General features: G+C 38.0%; 15 protein-coding genes. 11 read left to right on the forward strand and 4 right to left on the reverse strand.

The features are described from left to right. Positions 1-3 precede the first annotated feature (3 nt). From ACLOAU_RS04535 to ACLOAU_RS04565, 7 genes are read left to right on the forward strand one after another with little or no spacing between them, the layout of a single operon-like run. Entirely contained in the window at positions 4-1,062 is a 1,059-nt protein-coding gene (locus ACLOAU_RS04535; RefSeq protein WP_427860658.1) for a TraJ family protein, read from the forward strand. Positions 1,063-1,081: 19 nt separating this feature from the next. Next, positions 1,082-1,696 (forward strand): conjugative transposon protein TraK, encoded by a 615-nt coding sequence (gene traK, locus ACLOAU_RS04540; protein WP_427860659.1) that lies wholly within the window; start codon positions 1,082-1,084, stop codon positions 1,694-1,696. Beyond that, positions 1,674-2,258, forward strand: a complete 585-nt coding sequence (locus ACLOAU_RS04545) for a hypothetical protein (RefSeq protein WP_427860660.1) — start codon at positions 1,674-1,676, stop codon at positions 2,256-2,258. The genes traK and ACLOAU_RS04545 overlap by 23 nt, the downstream gene beginning before the upstream one ends. A gap of 31 nt (positions 2,259-2,289) precedes the next feature. Next, positions 2,290-3,555 (forward strand): conjugative transposon protein TraM, encoded by a 1,266-nt coding sequence (traM, locus tag ACLOAU_RS04550; protein WP_427860661.1) that lies wholly within the window; start codon positions 2,290-2,292, stop codon positions 3,553-3,555. Continuing rightward, a complete protein-coding gene (gene traN / locus ACLOAU_RS04555; protein ID WP_427860662.1) occupies positions 3,545-4,438 on the forward strand; it encodes a conjugative transposon protein TraN in 894 nt (297 codons plus the stop codon). Before traM ends, traN begins: the two co-directional genes overlap by 11 nt. An 11-nt stretch (positions 4,439-4,449) precedes the next feature. Then, positions 4,450-4,935 (forward strand): hypothetical protein, encoded by a 486-nt coding sequence (locus ACLOAU_RS04560; protein WP_427860663.1) that lies wholly within the window; start codon positions 4,450-4,452, stop codon positions 4,933-4,935. Between the two features lie 4 nt (positions 4,936-4,939). Next, positions 4,940-6,886, forward strand: a complete 1,947-nt coding sequence (locus ACLOAU_RS04565; protein ID WP_427860664.1) for a type IV secretory system conjugative DNA transfer family protein — start codon at positions 4,940-4,942, stop codon at positions 6,884-6,886. On the opposite strand, the gene ACLOAU_RS04570 is transcribed toward ACLOAU_RS04565, so the two are convergent. Continuing rightward, on the reverse strand, positions 6,887-7,474 hold the full coding sequence (locus ACLOAU_RS04570) for a M23 family metallopeptidase (protein ID WP_427860665.1): 588 nt from the start codon (positions 7,472-7,474) through the stop codon (positions 6,887-6,889). A gap of 55 nt (positions 7,475-7,529) precedes the next feature. On the opposite strand from ACLOAU_RS04570, the gene ACLOAU_RS04575 reads away from it, so the two are divergent. From ACLOAU_RS04575 to ACLOAU_RS04590, 4 genes are all read left to right on the forward strand, one after another. Beyond that, the gene (locus ACLOAU_RS04575) at positions 7,530-8,516 is read left to right on the forward strand and encodes a DUF4099 domain-containing protein (protein ID WP_427860666.1); all 987 of its coding nucleotides are present in this window, start codon (positions 7,530-7,532) and stop codon (positions 8,514-8,516) included. Between the two features lie 17 nt (positions 8,517-8,533). Beyond that, a complete protein-coding gene (locus tag ACLOAU_RS04580; protein WP_427860667.1) occupies positions 8,534-9,223 on the forward strand; it encodes a hypothetical protein in 690 nt (229 codons plus the stop codon). A gap of 79 nt (positions 9,224-9,302) precedes the next feature. After that, the gene (locus tag ACLOAU_RS04585) at positions 9,303-14,930 is read left to right on the forward strand and encodes an Eco57I restriction-modification methylase domain-containing protein (RefSeq protein WP_427860668.1); all 5,628 of its coding nucleotides are present in this window, start codon (positions 9,303-9,305) and stop codon (positions 14,928-14,930) included. Between the two features lie 112 nt (positions 14,931-15,042). Then, complete coding sequence (locus ACLOAU_RS04590; RefSeq protein ID WP_427860669.1) at positions 15,043-15,414, forward strand: helix-turn-helix domain-containing protein; 372 nt, start codon at positions 15,043-15,045, stop codon at positions 15,412-15,414. Positions 15,415-15,492: 78 nt separating this feature from the next. Here the strand turns inward: ACLOAU_RS04590 and ACLOAU_RS04595 are convergent, their stop codons facing one another. The 3 genes from ACLOAU_RS04595 to mads7 are packed head-to-tail and all read right to left on the reverse strand — an operon-like array spanning position 15,493 to position 23,098. Continuing rightward, on the reverse strand, positions 15,493-16,221 hold the full coding sequence (locus tag ACLOAU_RS04595) for a PP2C family protein-serine/threonine phosphatase (RefSeq protein WP_427860670.1): 729 nt from the start codon (positions 16,219-16,221) through the stop codon (positions 15,493-15,495). Then, positions 16,193-21,541, reverse strand: coding sequence for a methylation-associated defense system ATP-binding protein MAD8 (gene mads8, locus ACLOAU_RS04600; RefSeq protein WP_427860671.1), 5,349 nt, complete (start codon positions 21,539-21,541; stop codon positions 16,193-16,195). The genes ACLOAU_RS04595 and mads8 overlap by 29 nt, the downstream gene beginning before the upstream one ends. 6 nt (positions 21,542-21,547) lie before the next feature. Then, entirely contained in the window at positions 21,548-23,098 is a 1,551-nt protein-coding gene (gene mads7 / locus ACLOAU_RS04605; protein WP_427860672.1) for a methylation-associated defense system protein MAD7, read from the reverse strand. Position 23,099: the final 1 nt, after the last annotated feature.

The raw sequence follows: 23,099 nt of genomic DNA on the forward strand, positions 1-23,099 counted from the left end.
CTTATGGAACTACTTGATACGCTAAACCCTTTTTGGGATGAAAACATTTTAGACCTGATCTCAGGAATAAAAGATGCCTTGCCAGATTCTCCTATCGCTGGAGTTGCCCGTTCCATTGCAGCTTTGCTTTCATTAATATACTTATCTGTCCGGGCCTATGCCATGATCGTAGGGGAAGGGAAGTTAGAAGTAATGCAATTGTTCCGGCCATTCATTATTACAATGGTCATCATAAATTTTGGCCTCTATGCTTCATTAGTAAATACTCCTGGGAAGGCAGCTGGGAACTCAGCCAAAACACAGTTTCAGGCAAATGCTATTGCTACACAAGAGTTATACGAACAGAAAGTGAAACTTGTGGACAATCTTTTCGACGTGGTATTGGAAAATACAAATGAAATCCGAAAGCTGTACTATGATGCTGATGGAGATAATTCAACTTGGTCCGATGTTAAAAACTTTGCTTCATTGGGTACAAGAGAAGCCCTATTAAACATGCAGGCTTCCATAACTGTGTATGAAAAATTATTCTGGATAAAAATCTCCATTTGGCTGCAAAATTTCATTATGTGGATTGTTATGGGAATTTTCAAAGGAGTATGCTATTGTATATTCTTTATAGAACTCATTTTACTTCACATTCTACTTATCCTGGGGCCTATTTCCTTTGCCTTTAGTATTGCCGGGGCGTTTAAAGATTCATGGGTTACCTGGACAGCCCGGTATATCAGTGTGACCTTTTATACCTGTATTGGATTCATTGTACTAAATATAGCTATCGCAATAATTATGTATGGTTTGCACCAGGAGGTTAATCGGCTGGAACAAATTATTGCCCTGAAAGATTACAAGGAAATGTTTATACAAGCCGTGAACCGAACGGACAACTTTATTGGATTTCTATTAATAGCCATCGTGGTTGCCATAGCCGGTATAGTATCGGTGCCTGTGATTACCACCTGGATCATTCAAACCGCCGGCGCAGGATCAGCCTTCTTTGGAACTGCTGTAAACACAGCCAGAGCAGGCCTTAGAACAGGAACAACACTTATTAAATCATAAACCTATATACACCAATACCATGTTAATCAAAAACATTGAACAAAAGATAAGATTGGCTTTTGCCGTAAGTCTTGGAAGCTTTGTAATGGCTATAGTTATTTGCTTTTTATGTCTTTCTTACGCATCCAAAATGATTGCAAAGGAGCGCCAGCAAATCTATGTCCTGGACAACAACATACCTCTAATTGCAACGAAGTCACAAATTGAGGATAACAGGGAAGCCGAATACAGGGCGCATATCACAGCCTTCCATGACTTCTTTTTCAGTATGCCTCCTGACGATGAGTATATAAAGCGGCAAATGAATAAAGCAATGTATCTGGTAGATGCGTCCGGCATCGCTCAATACAATACGCTTAAAGAAAAAGGATATTATACAAACCTGGTATCTACATCCTCCGTTGTCACATGTACTGTAGATAGTATCCGTCTTGATCTAAATACAAAAACCTGGGCCTTTTATGGAAAACAGAAAATTGAACGGCCATCCATGATCACCATACGATCCCTGGTCACCGAAGGCGGCCTGCAGGACATTCCCAGAACCATCAACAATTCCCACGGTGTGCTAATTACAAATTGGAGAACTATTGAAAATAAAGACTTGTTAAATGAAACTAAGAAGCTATTTTAAAAGGAAAACCCAGGAAGCTGTTCATCGTATATATCCAAATGCCAATAGTAAATGGGCACGCTTTCGCGCAATTGTCAACAAACGACCAAAGAGAACAGTTGCGATCTTAATGAGTATAGTACTAATAAACGTCCTATTATTATTCTCGTTTACCGATCACTTCAAACCCCTATCGATTGTTGAACTCTCAACAAAAATGAGGCACCGGGAGCCCGATCAGATCCCGAGTATGGGTATCCCCTTTACTTTGGAGAATTACCGAATGATGAGCGCCATTCAAGACACGCTGGCTTATCTCGCTTCCAAGCAGGCAAGATCGGCAGCCGATACCCTCATCATGCTTCGCCTGTTTGAACGTATTGAGAAAATAGATCCGGGCTTTTTCAAGGCAATTGATCAAAAACTTAAAAATCAGCAGGATTCGGCAAAAACAAAGGCCAAGGTTAAAAACAGAAAAGACAGTTTACCTAATACAAACCCAGGTGGCCCAAACAGTGGCAGGCTTCCGATCAACCAAGATAAAAGATTGAAAGACTCTATTCTCCGGTCCTGGAAACACTAATTAAATAACTTTTAAATCAAAAGTATCACCTATGAAGAAGATTAATTTCAAAAAGCCCAGATTCATAATCCCCCTCATACTCTTGCCGTTTATCGTTTTATTCTATTACATCTTTAGTACCTGGGGCGGTAAAAATAATTCAGCTGCAAGTCTTGTTCAAGATACAACTGCTGCAAACGAACTGAACCCACGAATGCCCGGTGTTTCAAACGAGGTTACCGACGCTGCCTTAAAAGATAAGTTCGGTGCCTATTTGGAGGCTTACAAACACAATAAGGATGCTAGTGCACTAGACAATATTTACAACTTTGAAAAAAACATTGGGGAAACGGATTTCTCCAGTGCATATTCTGCTGAAGACCTTAAACGAATTGGCACCCAAAACAGAATGGACAGTCTTCAACAAGTTTTAAAGAATGGTCAGAAGGATATAGACAGGCAAATGGCCCAGATATATGCTAATACGCGGCCTGATAAACAAAATAAAACATCAACTAATAACGCTGCTATTTCGACCGAACAGCTACTAAAAGAACTCGCAGGTCAACCTTACCAGGAGGTTGATAAAAGGCAACCAGACAGCTACAGTGAACAGATGAAACTATTTCGAGATCAAATGATGGTAATGGATAGTATACAGCGATCATATACCGAAAAAGGCGAATCCGGAGATAAACAACAAAGTAATCCAAAAGCTGTGACTAATAATTTTGATCCCACTGCATTTGACCCAAACACTGATAGTACCTTTAAACCTCTCCCCGTAAGAAAAAACCGAAACAATAGCTCAGCATTTAATACCATTCATCAGTTTAGACCAGATCAGGCTATAAAAGCTATAATAGATCAGGATGGCAAAGCTACTGCCGCAGCAAGAATCAGAATCAGGTTATTAAGTGACATATTCGTTTCAGATAAGCTAATACCGAAAGGAACGTATTTGTATGGAATTGTAACCGGTTTTCAAACTCAGCGCGTTAATATTTCAATCAACCAGGTGATGTATGAAAACGAACCCCTTCCGATAAAGCTGGACGTATTTGACAATGATGGCTATTTAGGATTGTACGTACCAGGTTCTTCATTTAGAGAATTTACAAAAGCCGTAGGCACTCAGGGTACCCAAGGCCTCTCTCAGGTTCGGACATCAGATAACTCAAATATAACCTCTGGTATCATTAGCCAGTTATTCCAAACAACCTCCTCAACTGTGACTAAGTTGATACAAAAAGAAAAGGCATTTTTAAAATATAACTATATCATTTACTTAAAGCAAAACTCAAACTATGAAAAATAACCGTTACAATCTAATCCTTTTACTGTGCGCCAGCATCCTTTGTATATCTTCAGTATCATTTGCACAAAACGTTACCCGCAATTTGGACAGTGCGCAGTCCACTCCAGGTCATCAAACGCTTGTGTCAGAAGCAAGCATGGAAAAATACTATGTACCCTTAAGCAGTAGTACACATATTATTTCTCCTGAAACGATACTGTATGTTGATATTTCAACCCCTCATGTCGAAGGCGATTTACAAGAAAAAAGAATCTGCAGGTTAAAGCCATTACAGGGTATGATGAAAGAAGGCGACAGTTATACAATAACAATTGTTACAGCCCGATTTTTAATTAGCTATCGCCTGATCTTTTCCGAACTGTCAGTGAACGGTCAGGAAACTTACATCATGGCAATTGATCCCACCAAAACGATTCCCATTCGGGCATTAAACTCCCTTACTGAACAGGATTTTGAAAAACTTGCAATTCGTGCATTAGGAAAAAAACGAACCATACATAATTTAAGAGCCGACGCTTACGCCCTTAGCCTTATCACCAATAACATCTTTATTGTTGGGGACTTCGTATTATTAGATGTTTCAGTATTTAATCGTAGTAAGCTAAAGTTTGATATAGATGAAATACGGTTTAAAATCATTGATAAAAAGCAGGTAAAATCAACCGTCAGCCAGGATATCGATCTGCTGCCAATATATCAGCTATATGATGATGAAACAACATCCTTCAAACGACGTTGGAGAAACTTTTACGCCTTTCAAAAGTTTACTTTTCCCAGTGACAAAGTACTAAGTATCGAGTTAACCGAAAAACAGATTTCCGGCAGGAAAATAACCTTACATATCGACTATAACCAGGTACTAGAAGCCACTTTACTATATTAAATAATGCAGTTATGACCCGAAAAAAATTTATAGTAGCTCTCGTTGCAATTTTATCGTCTGTTGCCTGCGGGGCGCAATCATCGGAAACCTATTTGGGAGCAGGCGCAGGCTACTCGTTTATGAATTCCAAAACAACAGAACTTTTCATTGAGAAAAAAGTTAGCAATAAAGATATAGCGGGACTGTCCGCATCAGTATACTTCTATAGTCCATATGTTAAACTTGATTTGAAGGCTCATACTCCTTATTACTTTGGCGGTATCTTCTACAAGAGGATCATATATACCTCAAGAAATTTTGGCCATCATTTTATGTTGGGTGTTGATGCGGGATGGAAAAGAAAACAGTTTTTATATTATCCCAATATTGGCCTTGAGCAAGAGTTCTATTTAAGCACGAACACCAAATTCTTTTTCGCGGAAGAGGTAAACTATGTGCCTGCCTTTGACCACAAATGGCAGCCACTCTTAAAAACCGGATTAAAACTCAGACTTTAATTTAATGGAGGAAAATCATCAACAACAGAAACTCTATAGCTTCTTCCAAACAGGGGTTTACCTTTTCATATTTTTAGATATTTATCTCCACCTGTTTTCACATTTTTATAAAAATGCTATTGCTACCAGGTTGCATGAAAAATTATACCAGGTACCATTTTTATATAACCCTATTTGGAGTCACATTACCATCTTTTCAATCATTGTAGTTATATCTCTTGCCGCCAAAGCAAAGAAAAATCTACAGTTCAGCGTCTATAAACATTTTATCTACCCTTTCCTGCTTGGCGCCCCCCTATTTATCCTCAGTGCTATTGGCTTCTATTTTAATATACCAAATGAAAGAACTGTTGAAAAGACCACCATTACTATGTATGCCTTCGCAGGTTGTTATGTTTTTGGGGCATTATTGATCCAGGTTAGCTTTAGCAACCTTACAAAACATTTTAGAAACAGGCTCAAAAATGACATATGGAATGAGCAGGAGGAAAGCTTCGCACAAAACAAAACTTTAGTACAAAATGAATATATGTTTAACGTGCCAATTCAGTTTTATTACCAAAAGAAATTGCAAAATGGCTGGATGAATATTCAGCCATTTAGAGGGTGTATGGTATTAGGAGTTCCTGGCTCAGGTAAAACGGAATCTATAATTGTTCCCTATATCAAACACTACCTTTCAAAAGGATTTGCCATGTTAGTCTATGATTTTAAGTTTCCAACGTTGGCCAAGATCACCTATTACCATTATTTAAGGAACCTGGCTAATGGAGGACCGCTAGCTAACTTTAGCTTTCATACCATCAATATGGACCAATTGGAGTATTCTCAATGTATTAATCCTATTGATAGCCGGTATATCAAATCACTTGCAGATGCCGGAGAAACTGCAGAAGCATTTGTTATCGCATTAAAAAAGGGCGATAAACCATCAGGGAATGATCAGTTTTTTACGCAAAGTGCGATCAACTTCCTGGCAGCGTGTATGTACTTTCTTGCCAAACATGAGAAAGGCAAGTACTCAACACTTGGCCACTTGATAGCACTTGTAGGACTACCATACAATACCTTGTTTCAACACCTTTTTTCTAATATTGAACTGCACAGCTTATTGGCTCCATTTGCGTCTGCTTTTCAAAATAAGGCTTTTGAACAGCTGGAAGGACAGATTGGTAGTTTGCGGATTCAATTGAGCAGGCTAGCCACAAAAGAAACATTTTGGGTTTTCGGCAAAAGTGATTTTGATCTGAAAATTTCAAACCCACCCTCCATCGTGGTTTTAGCCAATAGCCCCGACAGCCAAAACGTGAATAGTGCATTTTTTGCCGCTATCCTTCAAAGAACAATCAGGTTAGTGAATAGTCCGGGGAACAATCCTTGTGCAATTGTAGTAGATGAGCAACCCACACTATATATGCACAAACTGGACAATTTGATCGCAACGGCCAGGTCCAACAAGGTGGCAGTTATTATTGGATTGCAAGAGTTAGCCATGCTGCAGCAGCAACAGGGCAAGGAAACTGCCGCTACTATTTCTGCCATTATGGGAACAGTTATAAGCGGGGCCGTTCGATCAAAGGAAACGCTTGATTGGCTGGAAAGATTGTTTGGTAAAATCAAGCAAGTTTCTCAGGGATTAAATGTTGATCGCTCCAGAACCGGCATTAATTTAAATGAACGAATGGATACATTAATTCCGGCATCAAAAATTGCCAACCAAAATACTGGTGAGGTCGTTGCATTAGTGTCCCGGGATAATTCCCCAGATTTTCAGGAATATCAATCTAATGCTTTTCGCTGCAAGGTTATAGTAGACCTGGAACAATTGAAGGAAGAATCAAAACATTATGTTGATATGCCAAAATACTATGATTTTGGCTCCGAGGAAGAAAAGGAACAATTTCTATTGGAGAACCTGAAGCGCATTTATAAAGAAATTGAAGACTTGTAATTATCGATCAGGCATAAACAATTTTAAAAACGGTTCAGGATCAATAAACCTGTTGTTATATTTTAATCCGAAATGCAAATGCGGGCCGCTGGTTGTACCTGTATTGCCTGACACTCCAATTATCTCACCGGCTCTAATCGTTTGACCCGGTTCCACAAAACTGGTATGTAAATGACAGTATATGGACTGTAGTGCACCATGCGCTACAACAAGAAAATTCCCTTCCAGTACCCCCTTGTCTGATTTGACGACCATACCATCTGCAATGCTATATACAGGAAGAAAATGAGCCTTTAAATCTATACCATTGTGCCTTCGTAAACGACCGAAAACTGGATGCTTTCTTACCCCGAACCCGGAAGTAATCTGAATCACATTTAAAGGTGCTGAAATTTTGCCGATTGGTTTTGTGATTGTTTTCTTTTCCACTCTTAGGCCGATCGTATCAAGCATTCGCCCAATCTTGCTGGAATCCTTTATAGCATTGGGGCTTTGTGAGCGCAATGTCCCATGCCGATCAATTGTATTCAACTGCCCCCAACTGGGATAGCAAAAACTGATTGCAATAAAAATATAAAAAATAGGCATTTTTATGCAATATATGCATCTTTTAAGCTAATTTTATGCTTAAAGATTATAATCTATGGAGTATCCAATAAACAAACTTCCACTTGAAGACTTCAAACGTCTCGGAATGGACAAGCAGGCTGTAATGAGCCTGCCCGAATCAACTTTAAAAGCTTTGTTATCCGGAAACAGAACCTCTCTTATAAGGTTTGAGAAGGTTCCTATTAGAGGGATGGGGGCCTTTTCGATGGATGCAAAACTATCGCTCCAGGTCAACAAACTTGGAAAGTTAAAGCTCTTTGTGCATCCTGTACAGGCACAACTCAAAAACACATTCGATTTAACAGAAACAGATTTGAAGCGCCTACAGACGTCGGAGTCAAGCTTTATTCCAAAACTAGTATCACTAAAGGATGGCTCATTGGCCGATGCTTTGATTACTTATGATAAATCGACTAACGAACTGGTTGCCATTAAAAGAGAAAAACTTAAAGCGCCAGATCAAATTAACGGTCAGTCCTTATCAGAAGACCAAAAAAAGAATTTTACCGCCGGTTATCCGGTTCAAATAAAGGGCAAAAACTATCAATTAAATCCGAACGATGAACAAGGTATATCCGGACAGGGATTAAAAGACTTTAAGTTCAGCCACTCTACATACCGATCTCAACATATGTTGATAGATCTCGGACTGCTTGCCTGCGGGCTAGGACACTTTGTTCTGCTGTACCACCTGGCAAATGTGCTCCTGCATTCAAACCTTGTTTTTTATGACCCGCAAAAAAGTCTCCAGAATCAACAATTTCGAAATGCCCTGGCCGCAGCCAAAACAGATATGTTAGCCCAAGGGTTGATTGAAAGAGCACCACTCGATTCAAAAAATGCAACAGATAAACAAGAATCAATCGAAAACAGTGAAAAAGTAATTAACACAATAAAACACCATGCGGGCAAACATGTCAGCAAAATCAATTTCCCAAACTCACATGATCCATCACAACAGGATATTCGGAAAGGTGACATACCCAAATCTCGAAACAATGGCTCTAGCCTTGGATTATAACTTTTAAAAACTTTACCATGAATCAAGAAAACACAGACCGCTTACTTAAAGTACTGCTCTACACCGGTTTTGGCGATGTTAATGTGAAAGACCTAAACAAAGCGTTATCGACCGGAGCTAACAAGGTAGACTACCCAATTTCCCTAGACTTTAAATCAAAAGGAGGTATTCAAACTGTGGATTACCTTTTACACTTAAACAAGGGTAAAACGGACAACTATTTTTTCAATGCCTTTAGCCTCCGCGATCCAGAGGGCGACGCAAAGTTCTACATCAATAAAGGGCAGAAGAATATTACCGCCAAAGAAGCTTTTAATTTACTGGAAAAGCGGCCGGTATACAAGGAGCTGACGACAAAAGATAACAAAAAATACAGCGCCTGGATTGAAATAGACTTTAAAAAATCAGTTCCCGAAAAGCTAGCCTTCAATCGTTATAATGACAACTATGGATTCGATGTCAAAAACTCACTGAAAGAACTCAATAGCAAAGGCCTGATTTTTCCTACTACATTGGATAATGTCATGGAAAGACTTAAAAAAGGAGAAGCCGTTGAAGCCACTAACCTGGATAAGTCGGAAAGTTATTTTATAGAAGCCTGTCCACAATTGAAAACCTGTATCCCCAAAAACGAAAACGGTGCCGAAATAAACCTTACTGATCAGCAGACGCAATCTCAAAACAACGCCAGATCTATGGGTAGATAATGTGACGGTTTACAAATGTATAAAAGGCCACACTTAACAAAGGTGGCCTTATTCTTTAGAAGAAATTGAATAGTGAAGAATGGGAAAGAAAGCTAAGCTGACCAGTGGTCTGCAACTAAATCTATTTGAACAATCAAATACAATAAATGAAAAAAGTAACATCAACGAAGGGGATAGTCTATCACTTAAAGATAGCGCAAGACCAACTCGTGAAAAAGAATCTGAAAAGTCACAAAGCCCGTCTTCTTTATCAATTGGTGAAAGAAGCAAATCCAGCCTGGAGCCAGGAGCTGGATTCTCCCAAGACCCTGGTTCGAGTGCTAAACAAAATGGCGGAGACGTACCTGAAGGAAGTACAGAAGTTGATAGAAGTAGGGATGAATCAGATGGAAGCGGAAGAACTACTATGGCCAGATCTGATGAAAAGGATAGGACTCGAGTAGCCATTATTGAAAACTATCATAGCCCTAAGGGGAATGAAAACCGGAAATCTTTCAACAAAACACAAAGCCTTCGTGATAACATTGATGCGTTAACTATTTTACTCGACTTACAAAATAATAATAGACTTCCTACGATACACGAAAAAAATGTCTTAGCCAGTTACAAAGGCTTTGGTGGCATTAAAGAAATTCTATTAGACCCCTCCAAAGATCAGCAATGGAATACCAAAGATGAGATTGCTCTCCGCAACACAGTACAAGAAATTCAACAACTACTTATATCCTTAAATAACGGGAACGCCAGTTATCTGCAGGCCGCCAGGAGATCCGTTTTAAGTGCACACTATACGCCCCATTTTATCATTGAAGCCGTTTACTCTGCCTTACAAAAGTCCGGCTTTAACGGGGGAAGAATTTTAGAGCCTGCCGCCGGCATTGGCAACTTCCTTGCATTTATGCCCAGGGAGATTTCCGAGAAGTCCTCTATTACTGCTGTTGAAATGGACGAATGTACTGGCAAAATATTGCAAAAGCTCTATCCCCTATCCGAAATCAGAATTGCTCCTTTTGAACAAGTCCGATTACCCGAGGAGCACTATGACCTCATTATCTCAAATGTTCCTTTCGGCGATGTCAAAGTATATGATCCACAACTTGAACAACGTGCGGACAAACGCTTTTCTCAAAGCAGTGCGTCACTCCACAACTATTTCTTTGCAAAGTCATTGCTACTGGCTAGGCCGGGAGCAATAATTGCGATGGTTACTTCACGCTACACGCTGGATAGCAATGCCGCTGAAAATTTAAGATCGTTAATAGCGGATGAAGCTCTTTTTTTAGGCGCCCTTCGGCTCCCTGATACTACATTTAAAGGACTGGCGGGGACGGAAGTCGTAGCAGACATTATTTTTCTGCAAAAGTTTTCCGAAAATCAGGATCGTATACAGACACAGGAGTTCCAAACAATAAAATCCATTCCCTTTACCGACCAAAAAGGAACCACAGGTATATTATCTTATAACGAATATTTTCATGCTCACCCAGAACATATGCTTGGCGTGCCAGAGTTTGGTGGTTTATACCGCAAGGATGAGTTTAATTTATCTGGCGACCCAGAAAATCTACCTTCCAAGGTCCTCGAACTCTGTGAAAAATTATTTAAAGGTGTTATCATTGAATCAATTCAAAGAGATACAATAAACTCTCCGGGAGCTCTAATTCAACCCGGTGCCTTTGAATCAATCGGAAACCTTGTAGCGCTTAACAAAAACGAATTTGCCGTAATCAGTAATGATTTTTATATAAATGAGGATTTGGATAACAAAGCCAGGGAGCTTGGAATTAATCCTTATAATATTCGTAATAATAGAATAAGCGATTTAGAAAGAGAAACACTTCTAATCCACAGGATTAATCCCGATGAATTTACCTATAAGGTAGTAGAACCCGTCAGGATTAATAAATCCGACCAGCCCAAGGTAGAACCGTTGATAGAAATAAGATCGCTGCTAAAAGAACTTCTATTCAGAGAATCCAATGAACCAGATTCAGTTCAACTTGAAAGTATTCGATCCAAGCTAAAGAGAGCGTATACAAATTTCACGATCCGGTACGGCAATATAAATTCCCGTCATAATGATAAATTATTGGCACTCGATTCTGATTGTTTTTTAATTAAGGCCCTGGAAATAAAAGATAATTTAACAGGTAAAATCAGCCCAGCTGATATTCTGGTAAAGCGGACGATTCACCCGAAGGAAGAAGTCTCGTCAGTAGAAGACGTTTCCGACGCCATATTGTTGAGCCTCGAAAAATATGGTCGCTTACAGATGAGTTACGTATGTAAACTATTAAATACATCGTATGAGGATTTAATGGCAACACAAATTGGCCCTGATACAAAAATTTTTATTAATGAAGAATATGACCATGTTATCAGGGACGAGTACTTGTCAGGCAACGTGGTCGAAAAATTGGACCACGCACGGGCTCTCTCAGAGAAAGACCCAAAGTTTAGAGTAAACGTCGAATGCCTGGAAAAGGTGCAACCTGCACCAATTCCGATTGTAGACATTTATTGCCCTCTTCATGCCTCCTGGTTAGATAGCCGGCATATTAATGATTTTCTGAAATCACTATTACAAACTGACAATATCCATTTAAAGTACTCGAAAAGCCTGGGCTTATATGATTTACAAATTCATTCAGATTCAGCCATCATCAATGCCTTCAAATCAGAAAGTCGATCAGCGGCCTGGATTATAGAACATGCATTAAATGGAATTGAACCTGTTGTTACCTATACAATCAAAGAAGAAAATGGAAACATCAAAACGCTTGTAGATATTTCTGACACCCACTACGCAAAAGAATTATATAAAAAAGTAAAACAGGAATGGGACGATTTTAAAGTTGCTGATCCTGACAGGCGCCGATCCATCGAGGTTTTTTATAACCAAAAATTTAATAATACCAGGCTTCGAGATTATAACGGAGCACATTTGAGACTTCCAGGATTAACCGGAATCACCCCACGCCCACACCAAAGGAATGCAATTTTTAGAAACATCCAACAGCTAGGAGGCATCAACGACCATATTGTTGGATCTGGGAAAACACTGGTTCAAATTTGCACGGCGATGGAACTTAGAAGACTCTCTATTTGCCACAAGCCCATGATCATTGGCCTTAAATCGCAAATCCCCCAGTTCTATGAGGCATTCAGGCGGGTCTATCCCTTTTCCCGAGTTTTATTTCCATCTGAAAAGGATTTTGAAAAAAAGAACAGACACAAACTCCTCAATACTATTGCCACGAACGATTGGGATGCTATTATTATTACGCATGACCAGTTTAATATGATCAGGCAGCCGATTTCGATTCAGGAAAAAATGATAGATGCGTTAAAAAAAGAGATTGAAGAAGAAGCTAGTCTGACCGACGATAAGAAAGAAAAGAAGAAATTGGAGAATAGGCTTTACTCTTATGAGCAAAAACTGAATCGTCTTAAGGAACAAAAAAAGGATGACAACGTTTTGGACTTCTCGATGTTAGGCGTCGATTTTTTAATGGTAGATGAGAGCCAGGAATTTAAAAACCTTGAGTTCTTTACCCGTAAATCAAACATCAGGGGAATCGGTAATCCGACAGGAAGTAAACGGGCATTCAATATGATGATTGCTTGCCGGTACCTACAGGAGTTTCATAAAGGGGATAAAGGTATTCTCTTCGCCTCGGGAACACCTATTAGTAATACAATGGCTGAGCTATACCTGTTATTTAAATACTTACGGCCGCAAAAAATGCAATGGCTGGGGTTAGACACCTTTGATAAATGGGCAGCCAACTTTGCAAACGATTTTTCAGAGTTGGAATACTATATGGGAAAGTTTAAAGAAGTTCATAGGTTCCGTGAATTTGCTAACCTTCCTGAATTGATAGGACTTTACAGGGAAATTGCTGATGTCCGCAATAATCACAACCTTATCATAGATAAACCAAAGGCAGAACACATTTTAGTTAAAGTTTCTCCCTCCAGTGTTCAGTTGAAGCACATTGAAATGCTGCAGGAGTTTATCGAATCAAAAGGAAATTCCTATAGAGATGAGTTAGGCCTCACGGCAGGATATGATTACAAGAAAAAAGTCAATCCTTCATATGCTGTACTCGCGATTGGATATGCAAGAAAACTATCGATTGATCCCCGACTAATAGACCCCTCACTTTCTCCCGGGTCAAAATTATTGGAAGCTGCCGACAACGTTGGAACGATCTACCATGAATCCACACCATATAAGGCAACGCAGCTCATTTTTTGTGATATAGGAACACCTAAAAGTTCAAATCCCGTAGATAATCTTTTCAACTATTTAGAAGGAGACATTAGTGAACAAGACCATGCAGCCATATTCTCCAGCAATTATTGGGAGCTCGAAAAAAAGCCAGCCTTACCATACATTAAAGATCGACTTTCCGCAGTATTGTCCTTATCCGATCCAGATATCTCCAACCTTATAGAGTCGGCCAATGCAAAAGAAAACTTCAATGTTTATGCTGAAATGAAACGTTTACTGATAATCCGGGGAGTACCTGGTCATCAAATAGTATTCATTCATGATTACAACACCCGTAAGGCTAAATCCGATTTATACGAAGCGGTAAATAAAGGCAATATCAGATTAGTTATCGGAAGCACTAAGAAATTGGGTACAGGGACCAATGTTCAAACTCGATGCATTGCAGGTCATCACCTGGACATTTCATGGCGTCCTTCAGACCTTGAACAACGCAATGGCAGGTTTGAGAGACCAGGCAATGAACTAGCCAAAGACAAATTTAACAACGTGGTTAAAGCTTACTATTATGCCACGGAAAGAACATTGGATGCCTCAATGTATAATACAGTTAGCCTAAAAGCTCACTTTATCTCCCAGATGAAAACACTGGATGATCCATCTATCAGAATGATGAAAGATTTAGAAGAAGACGTGGATATGGGTCAGATGGCGGCCGAACTTTCAGGAGACCCCGTGTTTAAAGAAAAGGCAACTTTGACAAAAAAGATAAATGAATTTGCTCAACTAAACCGGTCGTTTATTCATAAGCTCAATACCATTCAGGATGAATTAAAGTCTTCCAAAAGGCTGAAAGATTATTACCTGGATCAGGCTGCTGTACTAAATCGTAATATTCCGTTATTGGATACTTTACCCCAAAAGAATGGAGAATTAATAATTGCAGCGTCAGTAAAAGGCAACACTTACCAAAAGGTCGGCGAGTTTGGTAAGGCGATGCTTGAACTCGGATTTGAAAAAATGAAAAACGCAGTTTCAAAAGAAAATTTCTTATTGGGCGAACTTTGGGGCTTTAAAGTAATTGGTCATATTGGTTTCATATTCGGTGTTCCAAGTGCCATTATCAGAACAGTTGTTTCTCCAGCGGGCGAGACAATTTCTAAAGACGAAGTTCTCCCCGATGGAGAGGTGGCCGCGGGATTACAAATAAAGAATATTATCTGTGGGATGCCTCAACAGCTTTCTCTGCTCAATCAGAAAATCGAAAAACTAACCAAGGATATTGAAGATTACGACCGACAACTTTTGCTACCAAACCCCTATAAAAAAGAAATGAGGGTTTTAGAAAAAAGATTGGCGGAGGTGGATAACATCATAGTGGAACGGAATACCCGGGAAAAACCGGAAAAAACAGCTGGGGAAGAGAAGATGGATGACCAAGAAAATGTCAAAATAAGACCTAAATTGTAGTGCAGCGCCTATAGGAAGAACCTCTGAATCAGGGTATGATTCTTCAAAATCGACGTAGTAGAATAAATTTTCAGCAAATTGAAGTACTTTTATTTTAATTAAATTGATCAAAATGGACCGTTCCGAGTTTGGAAAGCGGCTAAAAGCCGTACGCAGTAATGTGTTGAAAATGAGCCAAGGAGAACTTGCAACTGAACTTGGAGTTATCCAACCGTTAGTATCCCGCCTTGAAAATGGACTTGGAGGAACAATTGAGTTGTTGTTTGAAATCGTAGCTTATTTCTACCAAAAGGGGTATCCGGCATACTCCCTTTTCTATAAAGATTTCAACATTGAAGAGTTTAAAGCGGTTTCCCACACAAAATTGCCTAAGAAAATTGCTGCGAATGTTGGGGAAGGCCTAACTGAATTAAAGAGTTTTTTGACAGCGGCATTGGAGAATACACAATCTATTGAGACTTTGTTAAAACTGGAAAAGAAATAGCAACTCTTTACATTTTTAAGTTTAAAGTATTTAACAATGACCTGTTCGATTTAAGCACCTTAGAATCTTAGTCTATTCCTAGTCCACCTTTTTTCCGAAAAAAAATAGACCTGTTACGTTATCCTTAGCTGCGTCAAATATAGACGGATCAAAGATTTCCCTTATATCCATGTAATTTTTTACATTTAATACATTTAATAATTCATCGTTAGAAAAGTATGGAAGCATGCCGTCTGAATACAACACTCCTTTAAAAGTTTCATCCTTTTGCATCTTTATTATTTCAGGTAAGTAAGATTTCGAATCACCGCCAATAGAGCGAACAACAGTATGGCTAAGCCTATTGATCTCTTCTGCCTTAATTGTTATCTGCGCATCTTTTAATACATTCAATAATGTATGTTCTTTCGAACTGTAAGAATTACTTCCGCTAATCAGCATAATTTTAATATCGCCGGCCCAAAATATAAAAATACTGTCGTCGGTAAATAATATTCCACCAACTGTTGCACCTGCATTGTGTAGTCTTTCTTTTATTATTCTGTGGGCATTCAAAAATGCAAACTCAATCCTTTGTTCAACATCAATCTCTTTGCCCTTCTTGATATAATTAGAAATTTCTTCAATTGCCATTTCTGCTGCTAAATGACCATCAATATATCCCCCCATACCATCAGCTAACAAAAGAAGATAGGAACGCTCATCTATCTGAGAATGGTAATACCTATCCTCATTCGACTGACGAAGCCCCTGATTGGTAAAGGAAATAATATCAAGTTTATACTGCTTCAATTGTGCTTCCTCCATGCTTAGTTACTCGTGGTCGTGTGAATATTTTAATTGGTCTTGTCATAATCAATTTGTCAGTGGATTTGGTTGCCCATATAAATGCTTCACCAGGCGCTAGTGAGGCAAGATCATTTGCATTAATTTCAGCAGCAGGAGTAATTGCCTTTTGAATATGTTTTAACCATTGCGGACTATTAAATTTGTGCATAATCAGAATACTGCTTAGTTCGATAATTTCATTTGGCAAACTTGGAGGGTCCTGACTTGCAATCATGATAGATACGCCTTTATGCCGCATTTCACGTATTGCTGTAACTATTGTACTCGTAAGGTCCTTATTTCCCATATACTTATGAGCCTCATCAAATACAATAAACTTATTGAAACTCTTGCCAGCAACTTCTCTTACACCGGAGAAAATATTCAGCATAATAACAAAAAGTCCCAGAGCCTCATCACGTTCAATAAATTCATCCCTCAGATCTATTATTAGTAACCTGCCGGCTTTTAAATTGTCTTTAAGACTGTAAGTATCGTCTATATAATGCGATGCAAAATTTAATCTTTGCTGGGCTAGCGCTCTTTGGGCGTTAGTTAAAAGTAACGAAGCATCAATTCTTGTTCTTAATTCAGCAATTGTTATGTTGGGTCTTATCTCCCTCATTATTGCTTTCAATTGCCTAACGTAGGTTGCGTCATTGCCGATGGCCCCGAGCAAAAACATCCAATCTTGTACATTCAATTCTTTTGAATTAAATGCAATTTGTTTAATCTCAATAGAAGAAAATTGCTTTCTCCTTTCCTCAATTTTATCTGCCGGTACAAACAAAATAATGTCATCTAACTTGTCTGGATCTGCTCCATATTTCGATTTGAGCATTGCCATTTCCTTTTCTTTATCATTTGGATAAATCATTGAAGTTGCCTCTGGTGAATAATCCATTGTTTCACTGTAATGAAATATTACTCCTGATAATGGTGCCGGTAGTTTATTGATTGATGGAATTTGTTTCAACATCATTTCAGTTATAGTGCCAATCGTATAACTTTTTCCACCTCCCTGAACACCAAAAAGACTAATCGTATTTGTTTCATTTGCATCGATGGCAATACTTTTGCCCTGGATAGACTTTCCAATAATTCCATACTGTTCGCTGTCGCTTGTACTGCCTATTATGGTGTCATAAATTGGATAATTGATTATGGTCTCTTTATTGTCTTGTTTGTCCTGACTTATTATTTCTTTGCTACCAATTGTTGGTATTTCAACTTCTTCTACTAATTTTTCAACTGTTTGGGGTTGCGTAGCTTTTAATGGAGTTGAATAAGGTTCAGTACTAGCGATTGCAAATTTTTGTATAAACGGAGATAATTCTTCAGTGGATCCGAAGTAGTCAGTTATAGCCAAATCTTCATCTGCTTTTTCCAGTCTTTTTGTATTCAAATCCGAATCCGGATTTAAAATCTCAGAAATAAGCTTTGACCCAAAAGTAAAATAGGTAAGATCACTATTTATCACTTCCTTATGATGCCTTTTGGAAGATGAAAAATCATAAATCAATCCTAACTCCCTAAAAGTCATATGAAATCCTGAGTCTAGTGACTGAACGAAAGTTAAATAATACTCAGAAGTATTTGGGCTCAAATGCTGGTAACGAATTGCCCTATATATGTAAAACTCCAAAAGGGATTTAAGTTCTTTGTTTTTAATTGTACGATCCAATCGATTAGATAAAACGGAATTCTGTGGATCGAAATGTTCTTTCAAAGCCAAAATGGTATTATCCATTTGTTCCTTCATTTTATCTTTCAAATCTGCTGCATCAGCAGTTGATAAAAACTTTCTGCATTTCACTTCAATTACTGTAAAATCAATCGACCTCTTCTCAGTATCAATCTTGACAAGCAAATGGTCGGCACGGCTTTTGTTATCAGAATTTAATCCTGCGAATAAATTTTGGTGTAGATCGATAGGAATTAAAAAAGAATTCGTTAAAATGCCTTTCTTTTCCAGTACTCTTTTTGTGAAAGCAGCACCAACTACCTCAAAAGCTTTGTTCTTTCCAGAATTTAGTTGCATTACAAGTGAACTGCTAACTGCCCGTAGATCTTCCAAAAGCATTCTCAACATGCCATTATGCCCTTCACTGTCAATAGGGATGTCATAGCCTTTGAAGTGAGGCCCTAACAATCCAACAATTTCAGATGTAGGTCTTGTTGTGAGATAGCTTGAAACTCCCGTAATTTCTTCCCCTGGTATATAATCAAGCAAAAATGGAATCTCGCCATCTTTACCAGGTAAATCATAAACTTCAGGACCAAGGTTCCTGTCAAACGTCACAACCCAATCTGAATAATCATGAATATTATTAATCAAAACCTTATCGGCCTCTCGTAGCAATAGAGAGGTTGCAGGAATAGCTTCAGTGTATTTAGATGCCAGCGCACCCGCCACAAATATTTGAATTGATTCAAAAATACTCACAGATTTGTTGACCTGCTCAGAGTCAAATTTATTTGGGAAAATAAATTTATTCCACTGAATTTCACCTCCGTTTTCAGTTACCTCAATCGCTGGTGAAACTATAATTCCATTTAAAAAAAAGGATACTTCTTTTCTGGTAGGTTTAAAAAGTTCAGTCTTTGAAGGAAAGGGACTTATCACAAAGCTAATATGCGAGCTAAAGTCACCGGGGTTTACTAAAAATTCTCTTATAGAATTTATTGAAAATCGCAATTTGGGAAAGAGGCGATTTGATGAAGGTTGTGAATATGCTTCAGCCTCTTCAGATACATTGAACTCTGGGTTTAATAGATTTTTAAACCCTTCCCCTTGATCAATAATACTATTGTCACCTTTAAACAGCCTGATTTCATATCTTAATTGCTTGTATAGGGGATCTGACTCAAGATCTATCAGTGCATTTGAAAATGCTATCGCATCACCAGCATTGAAAATATTAATAACCAAACAATCCGTATAAGGGTGTTGAGAAATGTAATTTTTAAGATGCCGGATAATGAGCTTTTCAGAAACTTCATTATCAATTCTGTTTTCTTTGCTAATATTTAGAATTTTTGAAAGGAACGTTTTGATTTGCCTGTTGACTGAAGTTAGTGCATGGGATTCTTTATCATCCTCTACCGAACTTAGATACACGCCCCATCCATAAGATAATTCCCCTGCGTACTGATATGGATGTTTGCTTTCATCATCAAGTAAAATTAGCGGATTATTTTCCGGCGTGAGATCCTGTAAAAAGAAATTGTTGAGATTATTAAACCACTCTTTTCTAAATTTCGGGTTGTCTACGGTTTTACCTTCCCAATCGCTATACAGATCAATATGATTCAAGAACCATGCAAGTCTGAGTGGATGTAAAGGAGAAAGCAATTTTACAGAAAGCGGCCTGTTGTCATCCAACCTTGTCTGCAGCGATGTAATATCAAGGGACTGCAATTGCAGCAACAAAGTATGCAGTTCTTTTGCTTCCTGAATATTTTCAGGAGACAATTGTTTAAATTTTTCTTTTAATAAATTAGTCCAGTTAAATACTTCATCCAGGTAAGTGAGCGCTAAAACATAAAATTCATTAATGGATGTAGTAAATAGAACGCCGGATTTGCCTGGCGCTGAATTATTTATTGCTTCAAATAATTCTTTCCTCGCATTGAGAAGTGCTGAGGGGGCTAACTGATTTAATAAATCAAAAGATTCAAATTTTAACGAGCTCAGGGATATCTGAGAAGGGTTATTTGACGCCACTGCAATAGCACGACCTAACTGATCGCTATATTTTATAAATAGTCGCTCAATTTGATAAAGTTTACCAGATAGATTTATTTGGTAGTCGTGTTTTGAGTCATAACGAACGTGGAAAATTTTATTCGTTGTTTCCGATGGATTTCCGATCCATTGGTTTGTGCCATCCTCAGTAATCGGCTCAGTGAGGATTATCCCATTTTTTAATTGGTCTATCCTGAATTTAAAGTAAGCTTGAAAAACATTATTAAGCTTATCCTTTCGAACACTTTCCTTTTCCTCCTTTTCATCGGTGACAGTTAAATAAAAGTCTTCACTATCACAAGTGAGTTTTCTTTCAATACTATTCTTATCTGCATCTCGGTTATTTGCTTTTAAATCTTGCCAATGTTTTTCAACTGAATCATCCTTAAATCTGTCGTCAGAATTTAAAACGACATTATTTGCGTCCTCTGCCAGCACCTTTATGAAATACGTGCCTTCTGTTAAAATGTTTGCATCAATAGTAAAATTCAAATCTTTGTAAAGAAGTCTGCTAGTTGAATTTTTAACCTTTTTTAATTCCTGAACAAATTCACCAGCTGCACCGTTTGATGCCATAAGTATTAGCCTAAAATATGCTAATTCCTGGATGTCCTTGATTGTAGGGGTGGTTGTTATGCGGATTTTCGCTTTGGAGCTTTTTCCCATCGGTACATGCAGGCATTTCACACCTTCTACTATTTTAAAATCAGAAGACTTTATTTCTTCCACATTCAACCTTACAGTATTTACATTCAAATCCGGAATTGGCCAATTGGAAAAATTAAGTTTTGGTTCTAAAGTTTTAATTTTTGTAACAAGTTCCTTTCTACTTAATATATTACCAGATGACTTGAAAAAGTTAACGATATCTTTTTGAATTGAGTTTTTTTCTAAAGGCAGTTCTTTAATACGCTCAAAAATTGTACGATTAAAGTCGGATAGTTTTTGTGTACTAATATTATTGAAATTCAGTCTCGCTCTAATTTTTGCTTCTTCACATGACAAAATCGCATCTGGTATTAAGCCAAGATGATTTAAATTTTCCCCTACAGCGATCTTGTCCCATTTTGCTTCTTCAATACCTAACAAAAATTGAATGCGGTCACTCAGTGTGATTGAGCCAAGGTAGTTAAAGACATCTTCGATAAGCGATTTTGTTGCTGGTGGCGCTTTAAGTAGAAGCAGAGTTAAAAGGTCTGCATCTATTCCTTGCAAACTTATATCCTTAAAAGTTGCACTGCCAAAGGAGTCTTCGGCGGCAGTTCTGCTAGTTGCAGGAATCACAACAAGAAGTGGCTTTGCCTCTATGTTTCTTAGTTCGACAAGTTTAGTTGGTGAAACAAAATCAGATCCTTCAATATTGTCTGAGAGTATGAACGAATCAATTTTAGGAAAATTGGATCTGATTTTTATTAGTAATGGCAACACCTGTTCTTTACCAAGCCCTGTAATTTTAACACAATGACCAGGAAGGCAGTTAGTTAACTCATCCTTATATTTTTCAATGATAAGTTCAACTATATATTCGTAATACTTTTGCGTATGGATCATGGGTTATTATATTTCGTATCGGGGTCTTATTTTTTGAAGAATGAATGCATCACTTAAGTCATTGTAAAATCCTATTTGGCGCAGCTTGTTTTTGAACGCTTCAACATTTTCTTTGAATGCCTCTATCGTGTTCAAATCTGCATTTTCAAACCTTTGTTCATTTAAGCCATTAATAATTAGTCCATACCGATCTCTAAATAGTTGCATTAACTCCTCAATAGAAACAGTCTTAGACGAAAGTTGGCTATCAGTTGTATCCAATAAATTTATTTGAGTAAGAGTTTCTAAAAGGCGAGTTCCTAAAACAAATCTTCTGGGGTGACGCTTACTTCGGCCTTGAGCCATAAAACCCCGCTCGTTATTTTTATTGGATAGATTATCAATCATTTGTACATGATACCTGTATTGATAATTCCCCCTCAAACGCATTAGTAACTCTGTATATTTCGAAAAGCTTGAATCTTCATAATCTGCAAATTCACTTACCAATGCTCTGTCGTCTTCATCCCAGGCTGCATATAGGGAATCCCATTGAACTTGATAGTATATTTCCAATTCAGGTTGGCGTTTTAATAGTGCGGACAAGGCTGCTTCAACATTGGCTGTATTATTCTTTTCTAATTTAAGAAACCTTAAAGCGGCATTAATTTGGAATGTCGACTTTATGTATTCATACAATCCGTTATTCATCCTGTCCGCATCCGAACAGGAAATAGCCGCTATTTTAGACTCGTAGTTATCAGTTACATCCAAGACGATACTCCAATCATCTTCAATGTTAATTACACCCTGACTAACCATTTTCGGCAATACTTCTATTAACTTCTGTATGTAAAGTGAAAGGTGAAAAGCAGTAATAGTTTTAAAGTAATCTAGAAGGACATTTCGGGGTATAATTTTCTTATATAAAAGCAGTCTCCTTACGTCCTCACAAAATAACAAAGCTTGCTTTTCAAGAATTGGTGTAATATTTTGAACACCAGTACCACTTTGAATAAAATCTCTAGATTTAATATCTTTTATAAGCATTAATATCCCGAGACTATCAACATCAATATTCTCATAGAGGTTAATCTTGTTAGTATTTTTATCCCAACCATCTGAGAGGAATTTTTTAAGCTCATCTCTGACAAGTGGATCAAAATTGAGCATATTGTATACCTGATCGGCAGTATTATAATCCCTTGCACTCGAAGCATTTCGCAGTTTGTAGCTTTCTAAATGTATCGGGCGCAATGATGATATTTTTTCTTTGTCGATTTTGCCACGGTTTACCATGTTAAGAAGATTGCAACGCAGCCAAAACTCAACAGCTTCCGGATTTTCTTTAAAACCTATAATTTCACCACGTTCTTCCAGTACAGAAAATATTCTCTTCACCGAATCTATATCAACATCTTTTTTACTTCCAGATACAGTCAGTTGCTTTGGCCTAACTCCATTAGTATTAAGCAACATAAACAAGTTGAGTAGAATATTTTCAACATTCACAGCTTTTGCGTCCGCTGCAAAAATTAATTCATTTCGAAATATGGCTTCCTGCTGATTGATTTTCATG

It is taken from the genome of Paraniabella aurantiaca (assembly GCF_050309965.1).
Lineage (GTDB): Bacteria > Bacteroidota > Bacteroidia > Chitinophagales > Chitinophagaceae > Niabella.